Source organism: Serratia sp. 2C06 (assembly GCF_050037615.1).
GTDB lineage: Bacteria > Pseudomonadota > Gammaproteobacteria > Enterobacterales > Enterobacteriaceae > Serratia > Serratia ureilytica.
Genome location: NZ_CP188298.1, coordinates 24,385 through 45,975, shown reverse-complemented (window position 1 = coordinate 45,975; position 21,591 = coordinate 24,385). Strand labels below are relative to the sequence as shown.

The window sequence follows — 21,591 nt, the reverse complement described above, 5'->3', positions numbered from 1 at the left end:
TGACGGGCAAGGGGTAAAAAAATGCGACATGACGGTGGGCATGTCGCACAGCAGGGATATATCACGGCCTTTCTTGTTATGAGGATGGTGTCATTAAGCTGGTTAAGAGCATAGCGTAATTTTTCCACACATCAACCCCGCAGGCGGCTTTCTCGTGCGAGAGGTGCGCTGGGGACCCTGTACACGATTCTGTGTAAATGCCTTTTCTCAGAAGTGACCGTCCAGGCGGTCACCGAACTCGATAATAAAACGGCTCATCGCCATACGCCAGTCCCTCAGTGGCATTGTCCATTTCTGTGATGCTGCCTGGATTGCCAGCCACACCACCTTTTTCACTGCGTCGTCCGTCGGGAACATCTTCCGTTTTTTGATGGCATGTCGGATCACGCTGTTCAGCGACTCTATGGCGTTGGTCGTTTAGATCACTTTGCGGATGTCTGCCGGGTAAGCGAAGAACGTCGCTAGGTTGGTCCAGTTTGCCTGCCAGCTCCGGCTTATCTGCGGGTAGCGGCTGTCCCATGCGCTGGCGAACGCTTCCAGCGCCTGCTGGCCTGCTTCTTCCGTGGGAGCCTGATAGATCTTCCAGGAGACGAACCGCAGGCTGTTACGCACCATATGCACGATGCACAGCTGGATGCGGGCTTCCGGATACACTGTGTTAATGGCGTCCGGGAAGCCTTTCAGGCCGTCGACACAGGCGATGAGGATATCGTTCAGGCCGCGATTTTTTAGTTCGGTCAGCACATTGAGCCAGAACTTCGCGCCCTCGTTTTCGGCCAGCCACATACCCAGTAGTTCTTTCTGGCCTTCGATGTTGATACCCAGGGCAAGGAACTCGGATTTATTGATGACCCGACTGTCCTGCCGGACTTTCAGGACGATACAGTCAAGGTAAACAATGGGATAGACTGCATCCAGTGGCCGGTTTTGCCATTCGGTGACCTGCTCCATGACGGCATCAGTTACCTTTGAGACCAGCGCTGGCGAGACATCGGCGTCATACAGCTCTTTGAACGCCGCCGCTATCTCACGGGTGGTCATCCCTTTGGCGTACAAAGATAAAATCTGGTTATCCATCCCGGTGATCCGGGTCTGGTTCTTTTTCACCAACTGGGGTTCAAAGGAACCATCACGATCGCGCGATGCACGCAGCTCCAGCGGGCCATCGCCAGTGATGACAGTTTTTTGGGTAAAGCCGTTGCGGGCGTTGGTCGCCGGTTTGGACTGATGTTTATCGTAGCCGAGGTGATGAGTCATTTCAGCATTGAGCGCTGCCTCGACGCTGATTTTCTTCAGCAGGCGATCAAACTGGTTGAGATCCTCAGGGGTTTTGAGATTTTTTGGCCAGTTCGTTAACCATAGCCTGCAACTGTTTTTCGTCCATAAATTAACCTGCTTTTGATATTGGGTTGAACATATCAAAATCAGGCAATTACATAAATTTATGTACAGGCTCCACACAGTACAAACTGAGTAAAGATTCAGTGAACATAAAAAACCAACGCTAAAGCCCATGAAGAATAATTCAATGAGTTTTTTCTACTTTCTTGGCAAAATACAGAATAGATACCTCCTACGATTACGCTCATTGAGATATAGTTCGTCCATTCATGTATGGACTCCATCAATACAACTTGACAGCTAATCTTCGCTGCGTAGGTTATGTAAATAAAAAATCATCAAAGAAGCTAAAACAAAAGCTATCTTTCTTCTTCTTTTTACTTTGTCCTCGATGTAAGATGACTTCATACAATCAGGCTCGTAATAAAGTGAAATAATTTATAGTGGCCAGTATTAGTTGACCACTACACACTGAGCGTCACACCCCTAGCCCCATATTTAATGAAAATAACATTTCGTTAAATACAGAAATCGGTAACGGTTATGTGTATCGGCTCGCGTTTGAAAACCGGCGTGCTCGCGTTTATCCGCTTTTTTTGCTCACATTGACTGCCACTTTGCTCGCGTTTATCTTTTCATGCTCGCAACATCCTTCACGTCCTCACAATAACTGCAAATCAAAATTCACCTCCCGATGCCATCAATCTTTTCTTTTGGGTATACCACAACAGTGTGCCACTACAACTCCATGGCAAAGTAAAAGTTTGCAAATTAACAACAGCCCTGTATACCACAAAGCACCAAGCTAAAATGGGATCATGGTATGGCTTGATAAGTCAGTCGTTGCTGCATAAACAGAAAACTCAGAAATAGATGGGGTGTCTGGCTAAGGGGATTGCTGATGGCATTACGATGTTTCGAAAAATTACTAAAAATAGCAGACCACAAAGTTTTGGCGACTTCCTGCTTACAACCCCTTTATGCAGGGATAAAAAACGGAACCGGCATGCCGGCTCCGTTGTCGTTGTAATGACCGCTGAACGTCAGAAGCGCCAGGTGAAGCCGGCGTTGACGCTGTTGTCCTGATGGTGCTGCGACAGCAGCCCGCCGTAGCCCAGCGACAGCGAGGCGTTTTCGTTCACCGCCACTTCCGCCCCCGCCTTCAGCACCATGCCGTCGCGCGACACCGGCACGCTGTCCACCACGAACGGCGCGTTGCCGCCGTTGAACCGCAGCCCGGTGCCGCGCGCCAGCCCGCCGTACTGGTGTTGCCATCCCAGCTCGCTGCGCAGCGCCACCGTCGTGCCCGGGGTCACCTGCCACGCGGTGTCCGCGCGCAGCCCCAGCGTCGACACCGTCGCATCCGTGTGCTGCTTGTCGCCGCGCAGCGCCGCTGCGCCGCCGCTTTCCGCGATGCCGTTGTTTTCGAAGTTCACGTACGCCAGGTTGACGAACGGCTCCAGGTTCAGCCACTCGCCCTGCACGCTGTAGCCCGCTTCTGCGAACAGCTGTTCGGTGCGCGCGCTGTACTTCGCCGTGTCACGGTCCGACTGCATCCCGTAGTTCACCGACCGTTTGGTGTCGATGCGGTGCCAGGTGTAGCCCGCCCCGCCACGCAGCGCCAGCGCCCCGAACTGCTTGTCGCCGTACGCCGCCAGGTGGTAGTTGTCGCTGTCCGCCTTCGACCCGTACCCGCCGTGCAGCGAGGTGCGGGTGTAGCCGGTCGCTACCCCCAGCCGCCAGTCGGCCGCCGCCGCCGAGTCCAGCCCCACCAGTACCCCGTAGGTCGAGGCCTGATAGCCGGTGGCGTTGGCATCGCCCGACGCGTGGTCCCACGCCCCCAGCAGCTGCGCCCAGGCGCCGTCCTCGTCCGCCTTGATGGCCGACGAGCTCGCCAGCCCTTCCGCCTGACGCAGCCGCCCGTTCAGCGCCTCACGCAGGTAGCGGCTGTCGTTCACCAGCGCCGACGCGATATCCGCATGGATTTGCCCCGACAGCTGACGGAACGCCTGCCGCGCCTCGCCCGCCGTGCCGCTGTTGAGAACGCTTTCGTACACCGGGTTGCCCGCCGCCAGCGTATCCGCCGCCGCCGCCGCCGCCCGCTCGTTCGGCGTCTGCGCCACGCTGGCGAAGCTCGTGCCGTTGCGCCCGACGCTCAGCGTCACCCCGGCCGGCTGGTAGCTCAGCCCGGTGCCGAGGAACAGGTAGTTCGGCGCCACCGCGTCAAACTGCCCGCTCACCCCCTGCTGCGCGCTCAGGATGGTGTACTGCTGGCCCAGCAGGCTGCGCACCTCGCTTTGCGTCAGCAGGTTGGCGCTATTCTCCAGCGTCACCGCCACCTCGCCGCCGCCGATCGTCGCCGAGCCGCTGCTCTGGATCCGATCGCTCTGGCCGTTCGGCCCCACTTCCACCGCGTAGCGCGAACCCGGTTCGAAGCTGACGTTGCCCGCCACGTTCAGGGTGCCGATCGAGTTGCCCGGCGCCACGGTGCCGCCGCGGCGGGCGGTCAGCGAACCGACCGTGCCGCTGCCGCCGACGATGCCACCGCTCTGCACGCTGACGTCCGAGGTGACCGAGCCGTTGATCGCCAGCCGCCCCTGATTGACCAGCGTCGGGCCGGAATAAGTGTTGTTACCGGTCAGCACCAGGGTGCCGATACCCTGCTTGGTCAGGCCGCCGTGGCCGGAGATATCGTTGCTCCAGACGTCCAGCCCGCACAGCACATCGCTGCAGACGCGCTCGGTCGGTTTACCCTTGTCCAGCACCGCGCCGACGCCCGGCAGATCCACCACGAACTGGGTCGGGCCGTAGGCCACGCCCGTCGGATCCGGAATACGGAACTCCGCCGGAATATCCTCGGCGGTCACCAACATGCCTGGCCCGTTGATAGCCTTGCCCAGGTTGATCATCCCCCAGCCGTAGAGCGCGTCGATGCCCGGCGCGCCCATGTCGGTGGCGGTGGTTTTCAGCACTTCCGCCACCTGTGCGCCGCTCAGATACGGGAAACGCTCCATCAGCACCGCAACGCTGCCGGCCACGTGCGGCGCCGCCATCGAGGTGCCGCTGTATTTGGCGTAGCCGGCCGTCAGATTCTCCACGCTGGTGCCTTCAATCACCGAGCTGTATATATCGGACCCCGGCGCCGAAACGCAGAAGCTGGCGGTGTAGCCGCAGCGGGTAGAGAAGATGCTGATGCTGTAGTCGCCGCTATTAGAGGGGTCCTGCAAGCTGGAGACCGTCAGCCAGTTCGGTGCAATCTCCGGCACGAAATAGGCCAGGCCGGTAATGGCGTCCGGGTTGTTGAGGTTGTAATCGTTACCGGCGGCGAAGATGGTGACCACGCCGCTGCGCGCCGCGTCGATCGCGCCCTGATAGGCACCGCCGGGCTTGGTGCCCAGGATCTGTTTGATCTGATCGAACTGCTTTTGCGCATCGTTTACGGTGAAATTCGGATAAGCCGGGTCATACCCGCCTTCATAAAACTGTTCGGTAATACCGATGCCCCAGCTGTCGTTGATAATGCGCGCGCCGCTGGCCACCAGCGCATCCCACCCTGACTTATACACCGCTCCGTCGTTGCCGAGGATGATGCCGTCCTCCGGGCCGGGATCGCCGGTTTCGGCGCTGATGATCTGCGCATTGAATGCCACCCCGTGCATGGCGCCGCCGTCGCGGCTGCCGGCGGCGATGCCGCCCACGTGGGTGCCGTGCGTACCGAGCGAGCCACTGAAATCCACGCTCGGCGTGCCGTCATAGTGGAAAGCGTCGCCTTTTTTCACCGGAATATAGGGATCGGTATATTCGCGGATGCCTTCGGTAACCAGATTGAGCACCTTATTATCACCGGCGAACGCCGGGTGCTCGGCGTAGACCGGCTGATCGAAAATACCGATTTTGATGCCTTTTCCGGTATACCCGGCGGCGTATGCTTGATCCGCGTGGATCGCCCCCAGCCCCCAGTTGGCGTTGAATTCGGCGGTGCGCCAGCTGGCCGGATCGCCAGGTTGACCATTCTCTATGTAGCTGGAGGCCTGCGCCCCGCCGATCGCCGTCAGGCAGATCAGCATCGCGCTCCATTGTGCGCGATGAACTCCGATTTCAGGCCAGCCGAAGGCCGCACTAGCGGATTTGACTCCTCTAAGTTTCTTCTCCATCCCAGATACCGTCCTTTGTTGTTTGCATATGTTATATAATATTTTTGCGTAACACTTTGTTAACACTAAATAATTATAGCTCAACAATCTGAACACCGCCACGCCTGTGGAACGGTAGCACGCCTGCTGCGCAGCCGAAGTCTTTTCTACCTTCATCGACGCATTTTATACTGTGTTGCATGTACATACCGCGACCTGCAAAGCTTCTGTTCCAGCATGACGACGGCTGGAGCCGCTATCTCGACAAACACGATGACACCCTCAGCGACTGGACCAAACTCGCCGTCGAGCGCATGCTCGCCTGCGGCACTTGTGCCATGGGTGTTCGCCGCTACTGCTGTGCCTCACCGGATTGCACCCATGCCCGCTTTTTCTGCCAGAGCTGCAAGTCCAAGGCCTGCAGCAGTTGTGGCCTCAAGGCCACCGAGCAGTGGATCGCCTAACAGCAGCACATCCTGCCCGACTGCGACTGGCAGCACATCACGTTTACCATGCCTCACCTGTTGTGGCCGTTCTTCAACAACAACTGGTCCCTGCTCAACGACCTGTTTCGCTGCGCGCCCCGGGCCATGCTCCGCTGGACCCGCAGGCAGGGGATCGAAATAGGCATCTTCTGCGCACTGCACACCTACGGCCGGCAACTCAATCAGCACCCGCATATCCACGTCTCTGTCACCCGCGGCGGCCTCGACATCAAACACGGCGTCTGGCGCCATCTGTTCTTTAAAAAAGAAAGAAGTGGAAGCCATCTGGCGCAACGCCGTGGTTTACCTGCTGCGCGACAACTTTGCGCAAATCAATCCCGGCGGCCTGCCGGGCCTCGGTCATATCCGTAATGAAGAACGGTGGCACCGTTATCTGCATGCGCAATATCGCCGCGCCTGGAAAGTGCATTTTGCCGAAAAGACGCGCGGTGCCTGGCGCAGCGTGAAATACCTCGGCCGGTACCTGAAGCGCCCGCCGGTGGCCGCTTCTCAGCTGAGCCACTTCCGCGGCTGTGCCGTAGTCCATCAGTATTACGATCACCGCACGCAGAAACGCAAACGCCAGAAAATCAGCCAGGAGGAGATGCTGCAGCGTTACGTCAGCCATATCCCGGCCCGACACTTTAAAATGGTGCGTTACTAAGGCTTTCTGGCCAACCGCAAGCGCGGTTCGCTGCTGCCGAAGGTCTACGAAGCGCTGTCGATGGCGAGCCCAAACGGCCCGGGTTCGCGGTGTTGATGAAAGGCTTCTTGGGCACAGATCCGTACCAATGCATCTTGTGCGGTGATCGGCTACGATTTGCCGGCGCCGAGGCTGGCAGGCATGCGACAGAATTACTGTCGGCCAGGCTGAAACGGATGGAGAAAAAACGATGGCTTCAGTCACCGACTCTGGATAAGTGCGCCTAAAAAACAGGTTTGGGATTAAAAATACAGCAAAACAGGCATTTTTACGCATAACCCATCGGCGATACCGCCCCATCAGGGGGGACGTCGCGCTACTATTCATGGACAGTCGCCCTCAAAAAGAAACGATCCAATCTCCTAACCATGCACGAGGCCGCATCGTTACGTTGGGACAGAGATGGTTGCACAAACATTCGTTTATACGTGAAGGAGGAGGGAGCAAAAAGTTGGCAGTTATCGCAGCTACCCGGACACTACCCCCTGTATGTTTTGTTCCATTGCCCCTCAAACCCCGATCCAGAAAGAAAAAAACCGACGAGACAGAAGCCTCGTCAGTTGGTGCATGGTTGAGATTCCACGTTCATCGCGTTGCCCTACCACCAGTGCTAATGGGTTTCTACGCCGGAACCCCCAGATTTTTCCGGCCGCTCATCACTGGTAAGATGGGTTGCTGATTAACCAAAATCTAGCTGAGGGCTGAATATTGTTCCCCATGATTTAAGATTGGCTGTCTCGCCACTTCCTATACCATATTTTATTTGGGGTCCCTCTTTGTATGGACCAAGACTGATATTGATTCTAGTGCTTAATATTGAGCCCTCGGGTATATTATGTTCAGTGAGATCTATAACTTCTGTTTGTCCCACAGCTAGCTTGCTGGTCGATAAAATTTTACTCCCGATAGAAATTTCTAGACTAGCCACATAGCCGCCCTGGTTGAAATAGCTGACTTTCGAGTAGCTCTCTTTGGTGCTGTGAACATAAAATCGAGTTGACACCCAGAAATTTTTATCGAGGAGGTCATTAACACCCTGTGGTACGTCAAGTGGTGCAGGAGGCGAAGATTGGCCATTATTACCAATTGCGATATTTATGAATGGAGATCTGACCGTATGGTTACCAGTATTTTTTGTCGTATATGAGAGACGTAGAGAAACGGGGCGTCCGTATGCTACTGTTATTGGTGAAGTCGGGAAGGCCACGTAAGTTGACTTCTGAGATACAAATGATGTGTTAACGGTAGTTATTTTATCGTCTTGGATGATAATCACCCGCTCAGGCTCAAGATTGAAATAGCCGTCATTCTGATGCCCTACAATAGCAACCAGAGGGGCACTTTTTCCCTGTTCTGCAGAAATTTCTAAAATCTGAACTTTTCGGCCATAATCTGGAGGCAACGAAATTGTCTGATCTACCTCTGAACGCCATTTTAGTGTTATACCGTTAACAGTTACCGGAGAAATAGTCCCTGGCAGTGTTACGGCAGGTCTTTGCGTGGACTGGATATAATTAGATATTACGTTAACTAGCGATGAAATAGCTACTTCTGTAAGTAAGGCTAAATCGACGAGTTCGCCTACCACGGGTATAGCTTGCGCAACAGTGAATGCCGCTAAGGCAATCGAACTTGTGATAATGCCTTCAACATCTTCATGCTCAATAGAATCAGCCAGTGAAAAAGCATCCCCAATGCCGGGTACAATACCGATAATAGCAGTAGCTTTATCAAGAGTTGATGACGAATTACTAGTTAAAACATCGGCAGTATTAGCGACCCACAAGACTAATGATGCCTTATGAATAACTTTACTTCCCCCTTTTAGGATAGAGTGATTAGCTGATGACTCGTAGATTTTTTTTATGTCATTTTTAGTGGCAGGGTTGTTTTTTTCTTTCTTGGGCAAGGAGTTGATAAACATTTTGTCAGATGTGACTGATTTAGCTTTATCGACGGCTTTTTTTCTTATTCTTTCCCAGTCAAGACCACATATTCTGTCGCCGGTAGAAACTGATCTTTTAGAGCGGGCATTTAATCCACAACTAAGCTTGGAGTCTAGAGCCTGTCGAGCATCTTCACCGCGTTTTAATTTATCAAAACGTTCAACTACTACTGGCTTTCCTGCTTCGGCGAGATTCCAAGGAATAATTATTTCATAAGTTCCTGGAAGTGTCTCAACTTCCCTTTTTAGAACCACTAATTTTGAGCTTGGCCATTTAGAACGGATAGTGTCAGGGTGTCCCATTTGGTCAATTAGAGGTTTATTTGCATCAAGACCAAGTGCTTTTTTTATTGCTACCGCATCAGCTTCTGAGTTTACTTCAACCACAGTGACAGGTCCTGGGAAATCAACTTGTAGTAAGGCCCCTGCTTTTTCATACGCGCTATAATCCCCTTTCGCCATGGCTGCATTTGCATATTCATCAGACACCGTGGCATATCCTATTGCCCCACGCTGCTGATCTGCGACATAGAATCCTTTCCACTCATTGTCAAAGTTACCGGCTGATCCATCTGGACGTTTAATTCCACTTAAGACAGTATCAACATCCCCAAATTTAACACCATGATAGGCGGTAAGTGAGTTTTCTTGAGTCTGTTTAATAGTAACTGGCATGTATTACCCTTAAATAAAGTGATGTTAGTTTATTTGAATAACCCTAGTTTATTGGAGGGTTATATTTACAATGTTATACTGTGTTCTCTGTTCCTAGCAGCGAAGCGTTGTGAGTGATTTCAATTAGGTGATGTCGTCGTTGACGCCATCCTGTACCTGGTCATTTTTCTTTTGTTCAGCCATCTTGATGTCCTCATTTGAACTGTTGTTGGGGAGTGGTGCGAGACAGTCACATAGCTGTATATATATACAGTAAAATATTACATTAATACTGTTTCCGCAAGGTACATCTGTTGTGCCATCGTTGTTACAAAACAGCGCGATATGCGCTCTGCGCATGAAGGCGCCAGCCTCAGCCAAAAAGGACATCCACAGGCAAGGGGCGCCGGTAGCCCGGCGCAGCCGGTTCGGTTTTGATAGGTTTCACCGCACCCACTCACAGCCCTGCTAAGCTAACCCACTAAAAGCCATACGGAAGCAACATTACGCCGTCGGAGTGGTCCCGCCAGAGGCGGGGCGTATCTCCGCGTTAGCGGCCTGTAAGGGCGCTTACGGGCGTGTACACCAAACCCCAAAGCGCCACCACCTACAGCCACACCTAACACTTTAGTTACAACACTCATCATAAAAGCGACACAGTTCCCCGGCCTTCGGCCGGGGGGCGGCGGCGCTTTTCAGCGGTGGGAGGGGGTTTGTGGGGCTAAGGTTGGCGAATTTTATTGGTTGGGAAATCTCGCCAGTTCTTGCTTGGGTTCAGAGTCTTTTGCCTGCAGCTGTTGCTGCAGGAGCTACTTCAGGTTTTGCCGAGTAAGATTGGAATGTTAAGGGTGATGTTGTTTTTTGCCCGAGCGAAGTGAGGGAGGTACTCAACGGCAACGGCGTAAGCCGGTGCGCTGAGTTACTCCCTTTTTAAAGGGCTTAGTTTGTTCAGAAACAACCTTCGAAATTAAGCATATTACTGAGTACCTTTTCGAAGTTAATGTCGAAGTTAAAGGGTTATTCCTCGTCGGGCGCTATTGTCTGCATCCCCGATCGACGTCGGCGGTCGCGAAAATCATGCCGGCCTCTGCCGAAACATGCGGGATCAATAGCCAACCAGGCATCAGCGGTGGGAAACTGGCAGCACAAAACCCCCGCAGGTCAGGCAGGGTAAAGCAAGCTATGTTCGGAAAATTAGGTTGGAATGGCGCCAGCACGCTCCAGCAGCAGCCGGTAGAATGCCTCTGGATCGCTGTTCAGCAGTCCAGGCTGTTCACGTTTGAGCGTATTTTCCAGCTCCATCGCCTTCAGCGGCGAGCTGCCCATCGTCCACTGCACCCAGGCCTGATAAAAGCCGTTCTGCTTCTGGCGACGGGCTGCGGCCAGCTTTTTGATGCCGGCGGCGGTGTCATCCAGCAGCGTATCCAATCGCTGCTCGTTCTGCTGCCGCCTGGCCAGTTCATTGCCAATCGCCTGTTCCGCGCCGCGCTTAAGGTTTTGCAGGTCGGGACTCACCACCCACCGCCGGATCTTTTTCAGCCGGTTCTTCAGCGAGTGCTTGCGCTCGATGTCGATCCCCAGATGCGCGATGCGAACCAGGTGGCGCTCGTATTTTTGCCTGAGCGTTTCAGTCAGGCCGTTTTTAATCGCCCACAGCCGGTATTGGTTCAGCCACTGGCGAATTTCGTCCACCCGGATGCCGCGGCTGGTGAAGAAGTTCTCCGTCAGCCAGATGCGCAGCGGCTTGTTCTGACCAGTGTCAGTATCCTGCCCGCGCGACACGATGAGATAGTCCAGCTGCTCGAGCACCGACAGCGCATGCAACGCCACGTCATAAGCCTTTCGGCCACTTTCGTAGACGTGCAGCACTCCCATGGCTTTGGCCACGTCCTCGAACGGCAGCATGATCTCGAACGGGTAGTCGCTGTCCGGGTTATAGTCGCAGTTTGCCCCCAGCACGAGGGAAAGCACCGTCAGCGCCTCACGGCTCTCCGACCGCGCGGCAATACGCATCGGTTTGGGACGATAGTCTGGGTTATTGCGTTGGGTATAGGGGATGTAGCCCTGCCGGCGCAGCTCGATCAGATCATCATTACGCCGCCAGTCGTGACTACTCATGCGAGCAACAACTTTGCTCGCCATGCCTTTCGGCACCCGGCAGCATAGGTTTGGCGTATAGCGCCGATGAATTTTTTGTTGTCCACGCCGAAGCGCATTAGCCTCGCCACGCCGGGAGCCACGGGATTCATTGATGTGGTGCTCAACATTCGCAAATTGGCTATTCAAGTAGCCCTGCGCTTATGTTGCGCCGAAGGAGTTGACCTTTAAAAGGCATAAAACTATACTCCCTGCATAGAGCAACGCTTCTATACAGTTTTAAGTGAGCCCCGTTAATCTTTCCCGTCCGCCAAGATAGAGAAGATTATCGGGGTTTTTGCTTTTCAGTGTTCTGGTAACAACCTCCAGACCCACTTCCCTGCCACCTTGCGGCGTGGCCAACCAAAAATTCTGCTAAACGATCAGTAATCTAGCACTCACGGCTACAACGATCAAGAATGTGATGTCGTTGCATTTCAAATGTGTCTTGTCGACTCCATTTCAATCAATCGCTCAATCATTTCGGCCTGTGTAATACCTTCTCGTTCACACATGCTTTGAAGTTGATGCTTGAGTGAGTCTCTAACAAAAACACGGACTTCTTTGTGTGTGCTTTTCTTCCGTTCCAGAGAGATTTGCTGCCGTTCAGCGGCGCTCAACGGACTCCCCTTACGATAGGAACGTTTCGTTCTCGATGAGGAAGTTATTACGCTTGCGGCTTGTGTCATTTCAGCCTCCCCAAGGATCTAAAAAGGATCATTTAGCAGAGACTACTACAAAAACCTTGGCTTAGCAGCTTCAAAGCGATCTTTTCTGTCCAGAACATATGATATTGGCGGATATTGCCCTACATACTGAGATCTGCATCATCGATTTTTTTACCGTCTTAACGAACCAACCAGGCGAGCAACGCCAGCAACAACAAGTGCCCTACATAGCCGTACAAGAAAAACCCCCGCGGCAACAGTCGCCGTTGATTGAACGGCGTCGCCAGAGGCAGCGTCCCCAGGATGAGCACTGCCGGCAGCAGCAGGCCGGCCAGCATCATCGTGCCGCCCAGCTCGGCATTGAGCATCAGCACCAAGAGCGGCCAGGCCACGATCGCCAGCCCGCGCACCGGCCAGACGGCCGTCACGTACCCCGGCAGGGAAACGCACAGCCCATAACTGGCCAACAGCAACAGAACGCCGGCAGTACCGTAACTGCCGTCTGTGGCGCCATACGCCCACCACAGCGCCAGCAAAACGCCGCCGGCCAATACCGGGTTAGGTGCGCTCTTGCGCATCGGCAACGACGCCACGGCCAGCGCCTGTGTCACGGCAGCGAACAGGAACAAAATATTCGGATCGGTAAATGCCAGCCCGTCATGACGCATCACCAGCCAATAGCCCGGCTGCGCAACCACAGCCCATATCCACAGCCGAGTCGCCTGCGTCTGCCGGACAGGCCGCGACGCCAGGTTGTACCCCCACAGCAAGGCGAACAGCGGAAATGCTCCCCGCCCCAGCAGCAACAACACTGGCTCATGCAGCCCCAGCGCCCGGTTGGCGTGGTCAAACACCATCAGCACCAGCGCCAAAAATTTCAGTACGTCCTGCTGCAGGGGGGTGAAGCGCACTACCTCGTGTACCTGCTGTAGTTTTCCGCTGTGCGGATCGAACATTGCCATCCGATTTCCTTTCTTAGTAAGTCGACTGCCAGTCCTGGCCCTGCGCCCAACGGGATTGCCAGTGAGCCAGGTACTGTTTGGCCACTTCCGGCATGTCGCGCAGCACCACCACATTTTCTGAGTTGGCGCGATGTGCCGATCGGCTGAAATTAAAGCTTCCCGTTTCTGTCGTCACGCCATCCACGACGATCACCTTGTCGTGCAAAATTTTATAGCTGTTCACCGTCCTGACGTTCACGCCGGCGTTAGCCAGCAGGTTCAGTGCCGCCCGGCCGGCGCCGTTCTGGTTGGCCTTCGCATCGACCACCACCCCGACGGCCACCCCACGCCGGTGCGCCGCAATCAGCGCCCGCGCCACCTCCGGCGAAGTAAAGGCGTACCCCATCAGGCGAATATCGCGCCGCGCTTCGCCGATAACGCTCAGTACCAGCTGTTGCGCCGTCCCTTCCGGCGAAAACCCCACCTGTACCACCGGCGTCGCCAACAGGGGCGATGCCGGCAGCCAGCCGCTGAACACCAGGGCGGCAACGCCAAACACGCGGGCGGGGAGTCGCGGTGCCTTATTCATGCGGAGCCGCCTTGTTCAGCCGCGCCTGCAGGTGCTTCATGCCCATGAAGACCAACAGCAGCAACGGGACGAGCGCATTGCGCCAATACAGCGGCAGGTCGCTCAGCACGTCCCACTGCACATATCCCCAGAGCGTCGTAGCCCCGGACAGCAAGACAGCAGTGGTTAACAAGACGCCCTGCGTCGTTGATACGTTTTGGGTTGTGTTCATCCGTTCTTCCTTTTGGTAATGCCGTGCGGGGCAGGGGCTCGTCACCTGTCCCGCGCGGCGTTGGACAAGCGCAGCGCGTCAGTCGCCGCCCAGGGTTTTCTCTTTGTTCAGTTCCCGCTCCGCATGGGTATCCCGCACCAGGTTATGTTCATCCTGCTGCAGCCGGCTGCGAGTCGATACCGGCTCGCGCGCCACCTGGCGGACAGCGGCATCAACCCGCTGTGCCACATCCTGCCCCATCACCTCCCGCATGACCGCCTCCGGCAGACGGTCTTTCACGTCCTCGGCGCGCAGTTCGCCGCGCGCAAGCAACGCACGCAGCTGCTCATCGTTAAGCCCGGCCAGCCGTTGTGGGTCAGGGGCGTTCGGTTCACGGCCCAGTTTGTCGGCCTGCGTCTGCAGTTCACGCTGCAGGCGTTCTTCCGGACTCTCCGGCAATTTAATGACATTGTCGGACGCGCCGCTCTCCCGTGCAGTGGCCTTGAGCGTTTCGTCATTCACCCACACCCTGCCGCCGGTCATCGCCTGGGGATTGAACGGCACGTCGTCCCCCTGCAGGCGCACCACCACGCCACTGTCGGGATAGCGCGCCGCCAGCCGGATACCGTCCTGCATCGTCCCGGCCAGACGGGTTTCGTTGTTGCGACTCCCCTGCAGCGCCACAAATTGCGCGCTGTCACTGCCGAGCACCCGGCCCTGCGTCGGCAGTCCACCGACGCTTTTTCCCTGGGTGTCAGCCAGTGGCGCCAGCCAGGCGCCGGCCGGTTTGCCGTTGGCGTCATACATCGGCAGCATGGCGTGGGGCTGCGGGTATTTTTTGCCCGGCGACACATAGTGCGCCAGCGTGTCGCCGGTAAGCTGGCTACCGCGCAGCACCGCGCGCCCCAGGGCGTTACCTGCCAAAGGTTCGGCCTTGCCGTAGAGGTCGGCGGCCGCTTTCTGGCTGCCCGGCGCCATCCCCAGCACTGCATCATGGGCCGTGGTGCGCGCCTTCGCCTTGCCGATAGCATTCAGCCACCCGGCTTCGTTGTCGGTGTACACCTGCACGTGCTCCTTGGCGCGCGAGAGCGCCACATAGGCCGACGCCCGGTTGACCAGCGGCTCACGCCCGCCTTCCACCCCCTCGAGCGTGATGGCAAAACGTTCGCTGGCCCCCTGGGCACCGTGGGCGGTGATGGCATAGGCCAAATCGACGTGCCGGTCTTGTTGCTGCTCGCGGGGATTGACGGTCCGGGTCTGTTGTCCATCGGAGAGCGTGACCATGTCACCTTTTATCGCCTCGACCGTCCAGACGCTGTTGGCCACATGCCCGCGCTCGACGTCCGACTTGGAGAAGCGCATGCGGTCGCCCACGTTCACCTCGATGGTGCGCGGGTTGTACAGCGTGACGCCTTCACGCACCGCACTTGCCGGGGAAAACTGCCGGGTATTGCCCTCGCTGTCCTGCAGGCTGACGGTACGGGACTGACTGTCGATGTCGGCCATGCGGTAGTAGGTGTTATCCAGCAGGACGACGGCGTCCCGGTGACGCGCCCAGGTGTCCAGCTTGCGCAGCTCGCCGTCGCGAATATTGGCAGTCTCCAGGATGGGCAGACTGACGGCTTCCCCCTTCAGCTCGCCCGCCGCTTTACGTTCCTGGTGAATGCCGGCATTGATGATGTGCCGGTCGGCATTAAGGTGGGTGATGATCAGCGTATCCCGCCGGGCTGCCTCGGTGCGCCCCAGATAATCGCTGACAATCGCGGCATGAATGTTATCCGGCCCATTCGTGGGGTATTCAACGACCGACTGCGCCGGCACCCAGGCATCAGCTTGTCGGGGCACGTTGGCCGGCGCCACGGCTCGCACCACGTCCAGCGCGCCGGGCACATCGTTTTCAATCATCTTGTACACCGCCGTCTTCAGCTCGGGGGTCTGGCGCACAATCTCTTTCATGACCGCCATATCGATGGCGCTGCGCCCCTGCGCCAGCCGGAACGGCGCGCCCGGCGCAATCGCTTCCAGCTGGGCTTCGTCACCACTCATCACCGCGCGGCCGTTACCCTCGGCAATCAACGCGTAGGCGCGCGCCATGTCGCTGTTGCCCACCATCGAACTCTCATCCACCACAAACAGCGTGTTGCGGTAGTCCGGTTTCTCGCCGCCGGCGACCTTCAGCCCCTCATCGTGAAGGAACGACGCCAGCGTTTGAGCATCGACGCCGGCTGCCTGCATTTCCCCCACCGCGCGGTGTGTTGGCGCCAGCCCCACCACGCGAGGACGTTCGCTTTCAGGCAACTGCTCTATCCCGGCGAGGACCGCCTTGAACTGGGTGGTTTTCCCCACTCCGGCATAACCTTGTATTGCCACAAAGCGGTCGGTTGTGGTTAAAATAAGGTCAACAGCCTGCCGCTGCCCCTGGGTCAACGCCGATGTCTCATCCCTGTGCATCTGTTGGCCGGGCTCACTACTCTGTGTCGTGTCGTGTTTCGTTACCAGCGGCGGCAGGCTGTCCTTCCCGTCGGCTATCAGTCGTATAATACTTTTCTCCGCCTCAAAGCTGGCGCGCGAAACCAGCAAATCAGCCCCGACGCCGGGCGCGACATCCACTTTCAGCAGCTCCCCGCGTTTGACCTGCGCTTCGATTTCCGTCTGGATGGCCTCAATCGACACGCCTTTGGCCGCAAAACCGAGACTGCCGGCGAGCAGTTTGGCCTGGCCAAACGCGACGCTATCCCCTTCCAGCGTCGGAATGGCCAGCTGAATGGCCTGCTGCGCCGGAGTAAACAGCCCCGATTTTTGCCCGGCGATCGCGGCATTAAGCCCCTCCTTACCGGCCAGTTGTTTGACCTGTTCGCCCGCCAGACGGTACGCCGGATGCAGGGCCACTTTCTCCTGCGTCTTGCGCGCATCGAGCGCTGAATACAGGGTGATGTGCCCGCCGCTGCGGGCGATGCCACTCAGCGTGGCGCTGTTAAGCTCGTTTTTCTTCACCGCGGCATAGACCGCCGCCGTACTGCTCACCGAGGCGCCGAGGCTTTCCACATACGCCGGCGCCACCTTGACGGCGCTGAAAACATCGCTGCCGACCGCAAGCGCTCGGTCCGCCGGCTTCTGCGTCGCATCCGGCTCGCCGGCCACGCGCACCTGCAGCTCGCTGGCGCCGGCACGCACAACCGTCAGCGCCGAGCCGGCCTTCAGCGCATCCTTGCCCCGTCCTTCCTGACCCAGCACCCGCAGGCGTTCGCCGTCGGCAACACCCATCGTACCGGCCCGGAACAACGACCAGTCCTTGTCCACGGCTTTGGCGGCAAGCGTGTGCTTTTCACCCTCGGCGTTACGCAACACCAGGTTGCGCGTTTGTGCACCGACCCGGTCGATAACGTACCGCTCGCGCTGCCGGCTCTCCGCATCCCAGCGCTCCATCACCATGCCTTCCCGGTAGGTATCGATGGCGCCGCGGTTTTTGCTATCCAGCCATACCGGTGTCAGCGTCGCAACGGTGGTCTCTTCGCGTCCCAGCAGCCCGGTATTTTTCAGCTCGTCACGGATCATGGCCGTCAACATCCGCTGGTCGGCCGGGCCGTTCACCTGTGCCACCGCCGGCCGGTCTTCGACAAATGCCTGCACCACGCCTTTGGCCAGCTGGCCGAAGCGTTGCGCCTTGTCCGGCTCGCTCACCATTTCTGCCACCACCGCCTGACGGCCACTGAACTGATAGCGGGGTACACCGGCCTCTTTCATGACGGCGAGGGCATTGCCCGTTCCCTTGCGCTTTTCGGTATCCATCAGCACCAGCTGGACGTTGTTACGCACCGCACCATCCAGCAGCGCTACGGTCTCCTTGAGCGTCATTTTCTCCGCCTGATCAACGACCAGTGTGCTGTTAGGCGCAAACAGCGCTTCGCTACCCAGCGCAGCGCGCGTCACCACGCGGCTTTCATCGAGATGGACGCTTTGCTGCAGATACTGCTGTGACTGCCGGTCAACGGTCAGCACGGTGGCATCACGGCCCTGCTCGCGTGCCAGCTCCACCACTTCCGCCACGCGGGAACGGTTTACCGATGCCCCCCCAATTCCCGACAACACCGCCATCGCCGGCGCATGCTGCGCAAGCTGCTGCACGGCATCGCTGTAGGTTGGTATGCTGCCGGTGCGCGGGTCAGACTTTGGCGCACCGATCACCACCGCGCTCTCGTCAAGGTGCGTGCGGCTCAGCTGCGCCACGCTCAGCTCGTCGAGCAGATGAATATCGGAGGTAAAGACGCCCTTCTCCTTGTCGAGCGGGATAAGCTGCTCGCGCTCGATGGCGCGGTCGATGCCGTCACGTACCGCGTCCAGCATGCCCGGCTCCCCGGAGAGATAGCTGATAGCCTTGTTGGCCACCTGGTTATGCGTGAAGTTGACCTGCCGGTCAGAGAGCGCTGAAATGGCCTGCCCCACGGCCTGGTCGACCAGCGCATCGCCCCCTGCTTCCAGCGGCGTTGGGGACGGCGTCACCATCGTGCGAGACTGCGCCTCGGCCATGTAAGCCTGAATATCAAAACCGGTGGCCTTCATTTCCTGCATCAAGACAACCGCTAATTCGGCCGGATCGCTGGCGACCTTGGCCTTGCGGGTATCGAGCGTCGCCATATCCCGTGACTTGAGTGAGGCATCAGGGCCGGCAGCAGCGTCGATGGCATGACTGCGCTTGGAGAACACATCAATCACTGAGTCCATATTGTCGGGTTCCCACATACCGTGCGGCCCGACCGTCTTGGTCTTGTACCCCATGGCTTCGACATCCTGACGGAACACATGTCGATATATCTGGCCGAAGGCCACCTGATTGGCATACACGCTCTCGATAAACCCGGTCTTGCCGACCGTATCGGAGGACAGCGTCTGCCACTTGCCGTCATGCTGCGTGACGTTGGCTACCACCGCATGGGTGTGCATCTGTGGGTCAAGGTCGCGTGAGGTATCGTGGTTAAACAGCGCCACCACCAGGTTACCGGTTAGCTTAGTCTCGGAGACACCGCCCTCCATCACCCGCGTCGAGGCCAGCTTCTCCACCTCCCGCACCGCGACTTCTACCGCGTGGTTATGCGCGGCGATAAGGCGTTTGTCGCCCCCCAACATTGCCAGAACAGAGATGCCCTTGGGCGCCGAGAACGTCAGGTCATAGCCGGGGCGGTGTTTATTCTCGCCACCGACCATTCGGGTCAGGTCACTGCCGTCCGGCAGCTTACCTTCCAGCACGGCCACGAAGTCTTTGACGTCCACCTTCCCAGACAGGCCCAACGCTTCTGCGCCCTGGCCCACCCAGCGTTCGTCCATGCTGCCCAACACGTAGTAGTTGTCCTGATGGGTGTAGTAGTCGCCGGCTTTACCGGCGGGGCCGACCTGGCCAATGCTCATCATCAGAATTCATCTCCCGGTTCGCTGTCCCCATAATGAACTTCGGCCAGTTCGCGCCGATGCCTGTCGATATTGATGTTGGTCTCTTCCCGGCGCTGCATGGCTTGCTGCCCCATGGCCTGCTGCTGCGCCTGCCAGGCTTCATACTGTGCGATGTCCACAACTTCGCCGTCGCCACTGATCCCCGGCGGCAACTGCTCGGCCTCTTCCACCCTGGGCTTGAGTTCCTGTTCCGTACCGCCGCCTGAAGTGGCGGCACCCGTCGTATTGGCCGCAGTCGATATCGCCGGTTTGTCGCTGTCAGCCGGCCCGGCGACAGGCTTCTTATCGCCTTTGTCCGTTATCCTGGCGGTCCCCGGTGCTGTCACGGTCTGATGGCTCTCTTCCAGCGGCGCGAAGAGCGCACTAACATTGCCGAGCACCAGTTCACGTCCATCCAGCGCTGTCTCCAGACGGTTATCTGCCTCTAGGTCGAGCTTACGCTCGATAAATGGTGGAGCCTTCTGGTTGCGTTTTTGGAACTTGAGCTTCATTTTTATCGCTGGATAGGGGCCAGGAAGCGTGATGTAACAGCAAAGATCGGGCAGTGACTGAATATCGCTGTAGCTCACCAACCCTTCGCGCTCTTTGTCCTTACCCAACGACACCCCGTCTCTGACCGGGTCAGCGCCGTAGGAGTATTGTTCGGAGGCTTTTTTCTGCTCCTTCTCGCCGATTTCACCGGCGGCGAACTCTGCGGTTTCCTTATCGGGGGAGCGGAAGAAGAATCGGGTGTTGAGAACCTGAATCAGGGAAGCGGCCGACTTGACGCCATAAATGTCCTGCAGCTGGGCATACGACTGGATACCCAGCACGAAACACCCGCCGAACTTGCGTGTCACCGGGATAAGAGAGACCAGATCCGGCAGCTTGTGCAGCGTCGGCAGTTCGTCGGCAAAAATCCACACCCGGCGATTAAGGTTGACGCCCATCGAGAGCAAACTGTGCGACGCCACCGACAGCCACATGGAGATCAGCGGCTTGAGGGATTTGTGGCTGTCATCGTTGGAGGTCAGGAACAGCCAGCCGTTTTTGCCGCCGTCCTGCACGCCGCGCATCCAGTCGCGGATAGTGAACGTGTCGCCCAGCGACTCGATGCCCTGCAGGTAGCGGATCGATTTGGCATAGTTGGTCAGCACCGAACGGATGGATATGGCGGTCTTCTCGATTTTGCCATCCACCAGGTTCGATGCCGGCGTGCCTTCCAGATAGGCGCGCAGTCGCGGCAGGTCGATAGACAGCAGCGTATTGAGCAGCTTGGCGTAGCTGCGATCCGGATCGTTACGCATGCGGTTGGCCGCTTCCGCAAAGATAGTGCGTGCCGACCCCTGCCAGAACGGATCTTCGCTGCCGCTCATCGGAATAAGAATATCGGCTACGTTCTCAAAGTCCTGCAGCGTCAGGCACTCCGACCACAGATCCCAGGACACGCAGCGACCATCGAGCGGGTTGAGCACCTTGTCGATTTTGGGATCATAGTAGTCCTTGATGAAGTCACAGGATTTGTCGTACACCACCACCATGTCGCCGCGCGCCCGCGCATAGTCCATCAGCTTGCGCATGGTGACCGATTTACCTGTCCCCACGCTGCCCTGCAGCAGGATGTTCTTGATTTCTGAGTCTTTGACCAACGGTAACGCGTCGATGTGGATATCCGACGCCCGGTTGTCGCGCCGGAGCATTTTGGCGACGTCGGCAGGCTTGTCGGTCAGCGTGCGGCCCCCGGTGACTTCGTCCTGGCTTTGCTGCTTACCCTGACGTCCCAACACCCAAATGGTGACGATACCGCCCACCACACAAGCCGCCACGCCCACGCCGGCGGCAAACACGGCCTCACGCCAGACCAGTTGCCCGCAATAGACGACATAGCGGTCGGCCAAGACCTGACTGGCGGTGTAGACCAGCTGCTTGCCGTAGTAGTCGAGGTGATAAACCGACTCGGAAGGCGTAATGCTGGGCCAGCTGTCGAGCATTCGTACCCACCAGTAAATCAGGCCGTTGGTGAGGTTCTGCATCGAAATGCGCCACAGTAGGACGTTGACCGCCACGATAAGAAAGGCGATAAACAGGCCGTAGAAGATCAGGTTACCAATCTGGGCAAACATCCGCAGACGCATAAAGGCGATCTGCCCGCCCTGCGTCATGTCCTTGGCGTTAAAGCTCATCAACGCCTCCCTTCGCCGCGTCCAGAATGCAGGCCTCCCGCTCGCTGTAGGTCAACCGACTGAGCGCCAGCAGGGCGCCACGCATCACATGCGAGGGGTTGTAGAAGGGATTCTCAGCCACCATGCGCTGCAGACGCCCCAATGCGCCGTCATCCAGACGCAGGGTGGTGGCATGGTTCTTGTTGTGCGCTTTAGCCAC

The 21,591-nt window shown here is 57.4% G+C and carries 10 protein-coding genes and 2 pseudogenes; 1 reads left to right on the top strand and 11 read right to left on the bottom strand.

The window, feature by feature from the left end:
• Positions 1 to 207: 207 nt before the first annotated feature.
• Together ACP3TA_RS00210 and ACP3TA_RS00205 are read right to left on the bottom strand one after the other, a co-directional pair.
• Positions 208 to 1,384 (bottom strand): annotated as a pseudogene (locus ACP3TA_RS00210) (IS256 family transposase).
• 1,000 nt (positions 1,385 to 2,384) lie between these two features.
• On the bottom strand, positions 2,385 to 5,495 hold the full coding sequence (locus tag ACP3TA_RS00205) for an autotransporter outer membrane beta-barrel domain-containing protein (protein ID WP_426784289.1): 3,111 nt from the start codon (positions 5,493 to 5,495) through the stop codon (positions 2,385 to 2,387).
• A gap of 179 nt (positions 5,496 to 5,674) precedes the next feature.
• On the opposite strand from ACP3TA_RS00205, the pseudogene ACP3TA_RS00200 reads away from it, so the two are divergent.
• Positions 5,675 to 6,889 (top strand): annotated as a pseudogene (locus ACP3TA_RS00200) (IS91 family transposase).
• 452 nt (positions 6,890 to 7,341) lie between these two features.
• Here the strand turns inward: ACP3TA_RS00200 and ACP3TA_RS00195 are convergent.
• The 9 genes from ACP3TA_RS00195 to ACP3TA_RS00155 form a co-directional block, all read right to left on the bottom strand.
• Complete coding sequence (locus tag ACP3TA_RS00195) at positions 7,342 to 9,282, bottom strand: hypothetical protein (RefSeq protein WP_426784288.1); 1,941 nt, start codon at positions 9,280 to 9,282, stop codon at positions 7,342 to 7,344.
• Positions 9,283 to 10,455: 1,173 nt separating this feature from the next.
• A complete protein-coding gene (locus tag ACP3TA_RS00190) occupies positions 10,456 to 11,403 on the bottom strand; it encodes a Replication protein (RefSeq protein ID WP_426784287.1) in 948 nt (315 codons plus the stop codon).
• Positions 11,404 to 11,834: 431 nt separating this feature from the next.
• Positions 11,835 to 12,086, bottom strand: a complete 252-nt coding sequence (gene repA, locus ACP3TA_RS00185; RefSeq protein ID WP_426784286.1) for a replication regulatory protein RepA — start codon at positions 12,084 to 12,086, stop codon at positions 11,835 to 11,837.
• A gap of 158 nt (positions 12,087 to 12,244) precedes the next feature.
• Complete coding sequence (locus tag ACP3TA_RS00180) at positions 12,245 to 13,027, bottom strand: TraX family protein (protein ID WP_426784285.1); 783 nt, start codon at positions 13,025 to 13,027, stop codon at positions 12,245 to 12,247.
• Between the two features lie 13 nt (positions 13,028 to 13,040).
• Positions 13,041 to 13,595 carry a phospholipase D family protein gene (locus ACP3TA_RS00175; protein WP_426784284.1) on the bottom strand — a complete coding sequence of 185 codons (555 nt, stop codon included), beginning with the start codon at positions 13,593 to 13,595 and terminating at the stop codon, positions 13,041 to 13,043.
• Positions 13,588 to 13,806 (bottom strand): hypothetical protein, encoded by a 219-nt coding sequence (locus tag ACP3TA_RS00170; protein WP_038883546.1) that lies wholly within the window; start codon positions 13,804 to 13,806, stop codon positions 13,588 to 13,590. Before ACP3TA_RS00170 ends, ACP3TA_RS00175 begins: the two co-directional genes overlap by 8 nt.
• 78 nt (positions 13,807 to 13,884) lie before the next feature.
• Positions 13,885 to 19,191: a conjugative transfer relaxase/helicase TraI gene (gene traI / locus ACP3TA_RS00165; protein WP_426784283.1), complete on the bottom strand. Its 5,307-nt coding sequence runs from the start codon at positions 19,189 to 19,191 to the stop codon at positions 13,885 to 13,887.
• The gene (gene traD, locus ACP3TA_RS00160; protein ID WP_426784282.1) at positions 19,191 to 21,392 is read right to left on the bottom strand and encodes a type IV conjugative transfer system coupling protein TraD; all 2,202 of its coding nucleotides are present in this window, start codon (positions 21,390 to 21,392) and stop codon (positions 19,191 to 19,193) included. Before traD ends, traI begins: the two co-directional genes overlap by 1 nt.
• A complete protein-coding gene (locus ACP3TA_RS00155; protein WP_055313819.1) occupies positions 21,382 to 21,591 on the bottom strand; it encodes a hypothetical protein in 210 nt (69 codons plus the stop codon). The genes traD and ACP3TA_RS00155 overlap by 11 nt, the downstream gene beginning before the upstream one ends.

What these genes read in the sequence shown, in the direction of transcription:
- ACP3TA_RS00205 (WP_426784289.1), bottom strand. Translation starts at nt 5,495, where the DNA reads ATGGAGAAGAAACTTAGAGGAGTCAAATCCGCTAGTGCGGCCTTCGGC.
- ACP3TA_RS00195 (WP_426784288.1), bottom strand. Translation starts at nt 9,282, where the DNA reads ATGCCAGTTACTATTAAACAGACTCAAGAAAACTCACTTACCGCCTAT.
- ACP3TA_RS00190 (WP_426784287.1), bottom strand. Translation starts at nt 11,403, where the DNA reads ATGGCGAGCAAAGTTGTTGCTCGCATGAGTAGTCACGACTGGCGGCGT.
- repA (WP_426784286.1), bottom strand. Translation starts at nt 12,086, where the DNA reads ATGACACAAGCCGCAAGCGTAATAACTTCCTCATCGAGAACGAAACGT.
- ACP3TA_RS00180 (WP_426784285.1), bottom strand. Translation starts at nt 13,027, where the DNA reads ATGGCAATGTTCGATCCGCACAGCGGAAAACTACAGCAGGTACACGAG.
- ACP3TA_RS00175 (WP_426784284.1), bottom strand. Translation starts at nt 13,595, where the DNA reads ATGAATAAGGCACCGCGACTCCCCGCCCGCGTGTTTGGCGTTGCCGCC.
- ACP3TA_RS00170 (WP_038883546.1), bottom strand. Translation starts at nt 13,806, where the DNA reads ATGAACACAACCCAAAACGTATCAACGACGCAGGGCGTCTTGTTAACC.
- traI (WP_426784283.1), bottom strand. Translation starts at nt 19,191, where the DNA reads ATGATGAGCATTGGCCAGGTCGGCCCCGCCGGTAAAGCCGGCGACTAC.
- traD (WP_426784282.1), bottom strand. Translation starts at nt 21,392, where the DNA reads ATGAGCTTTAACGCCAAGGACATGACGCAGGGCGGGCAGATCGCCTTT.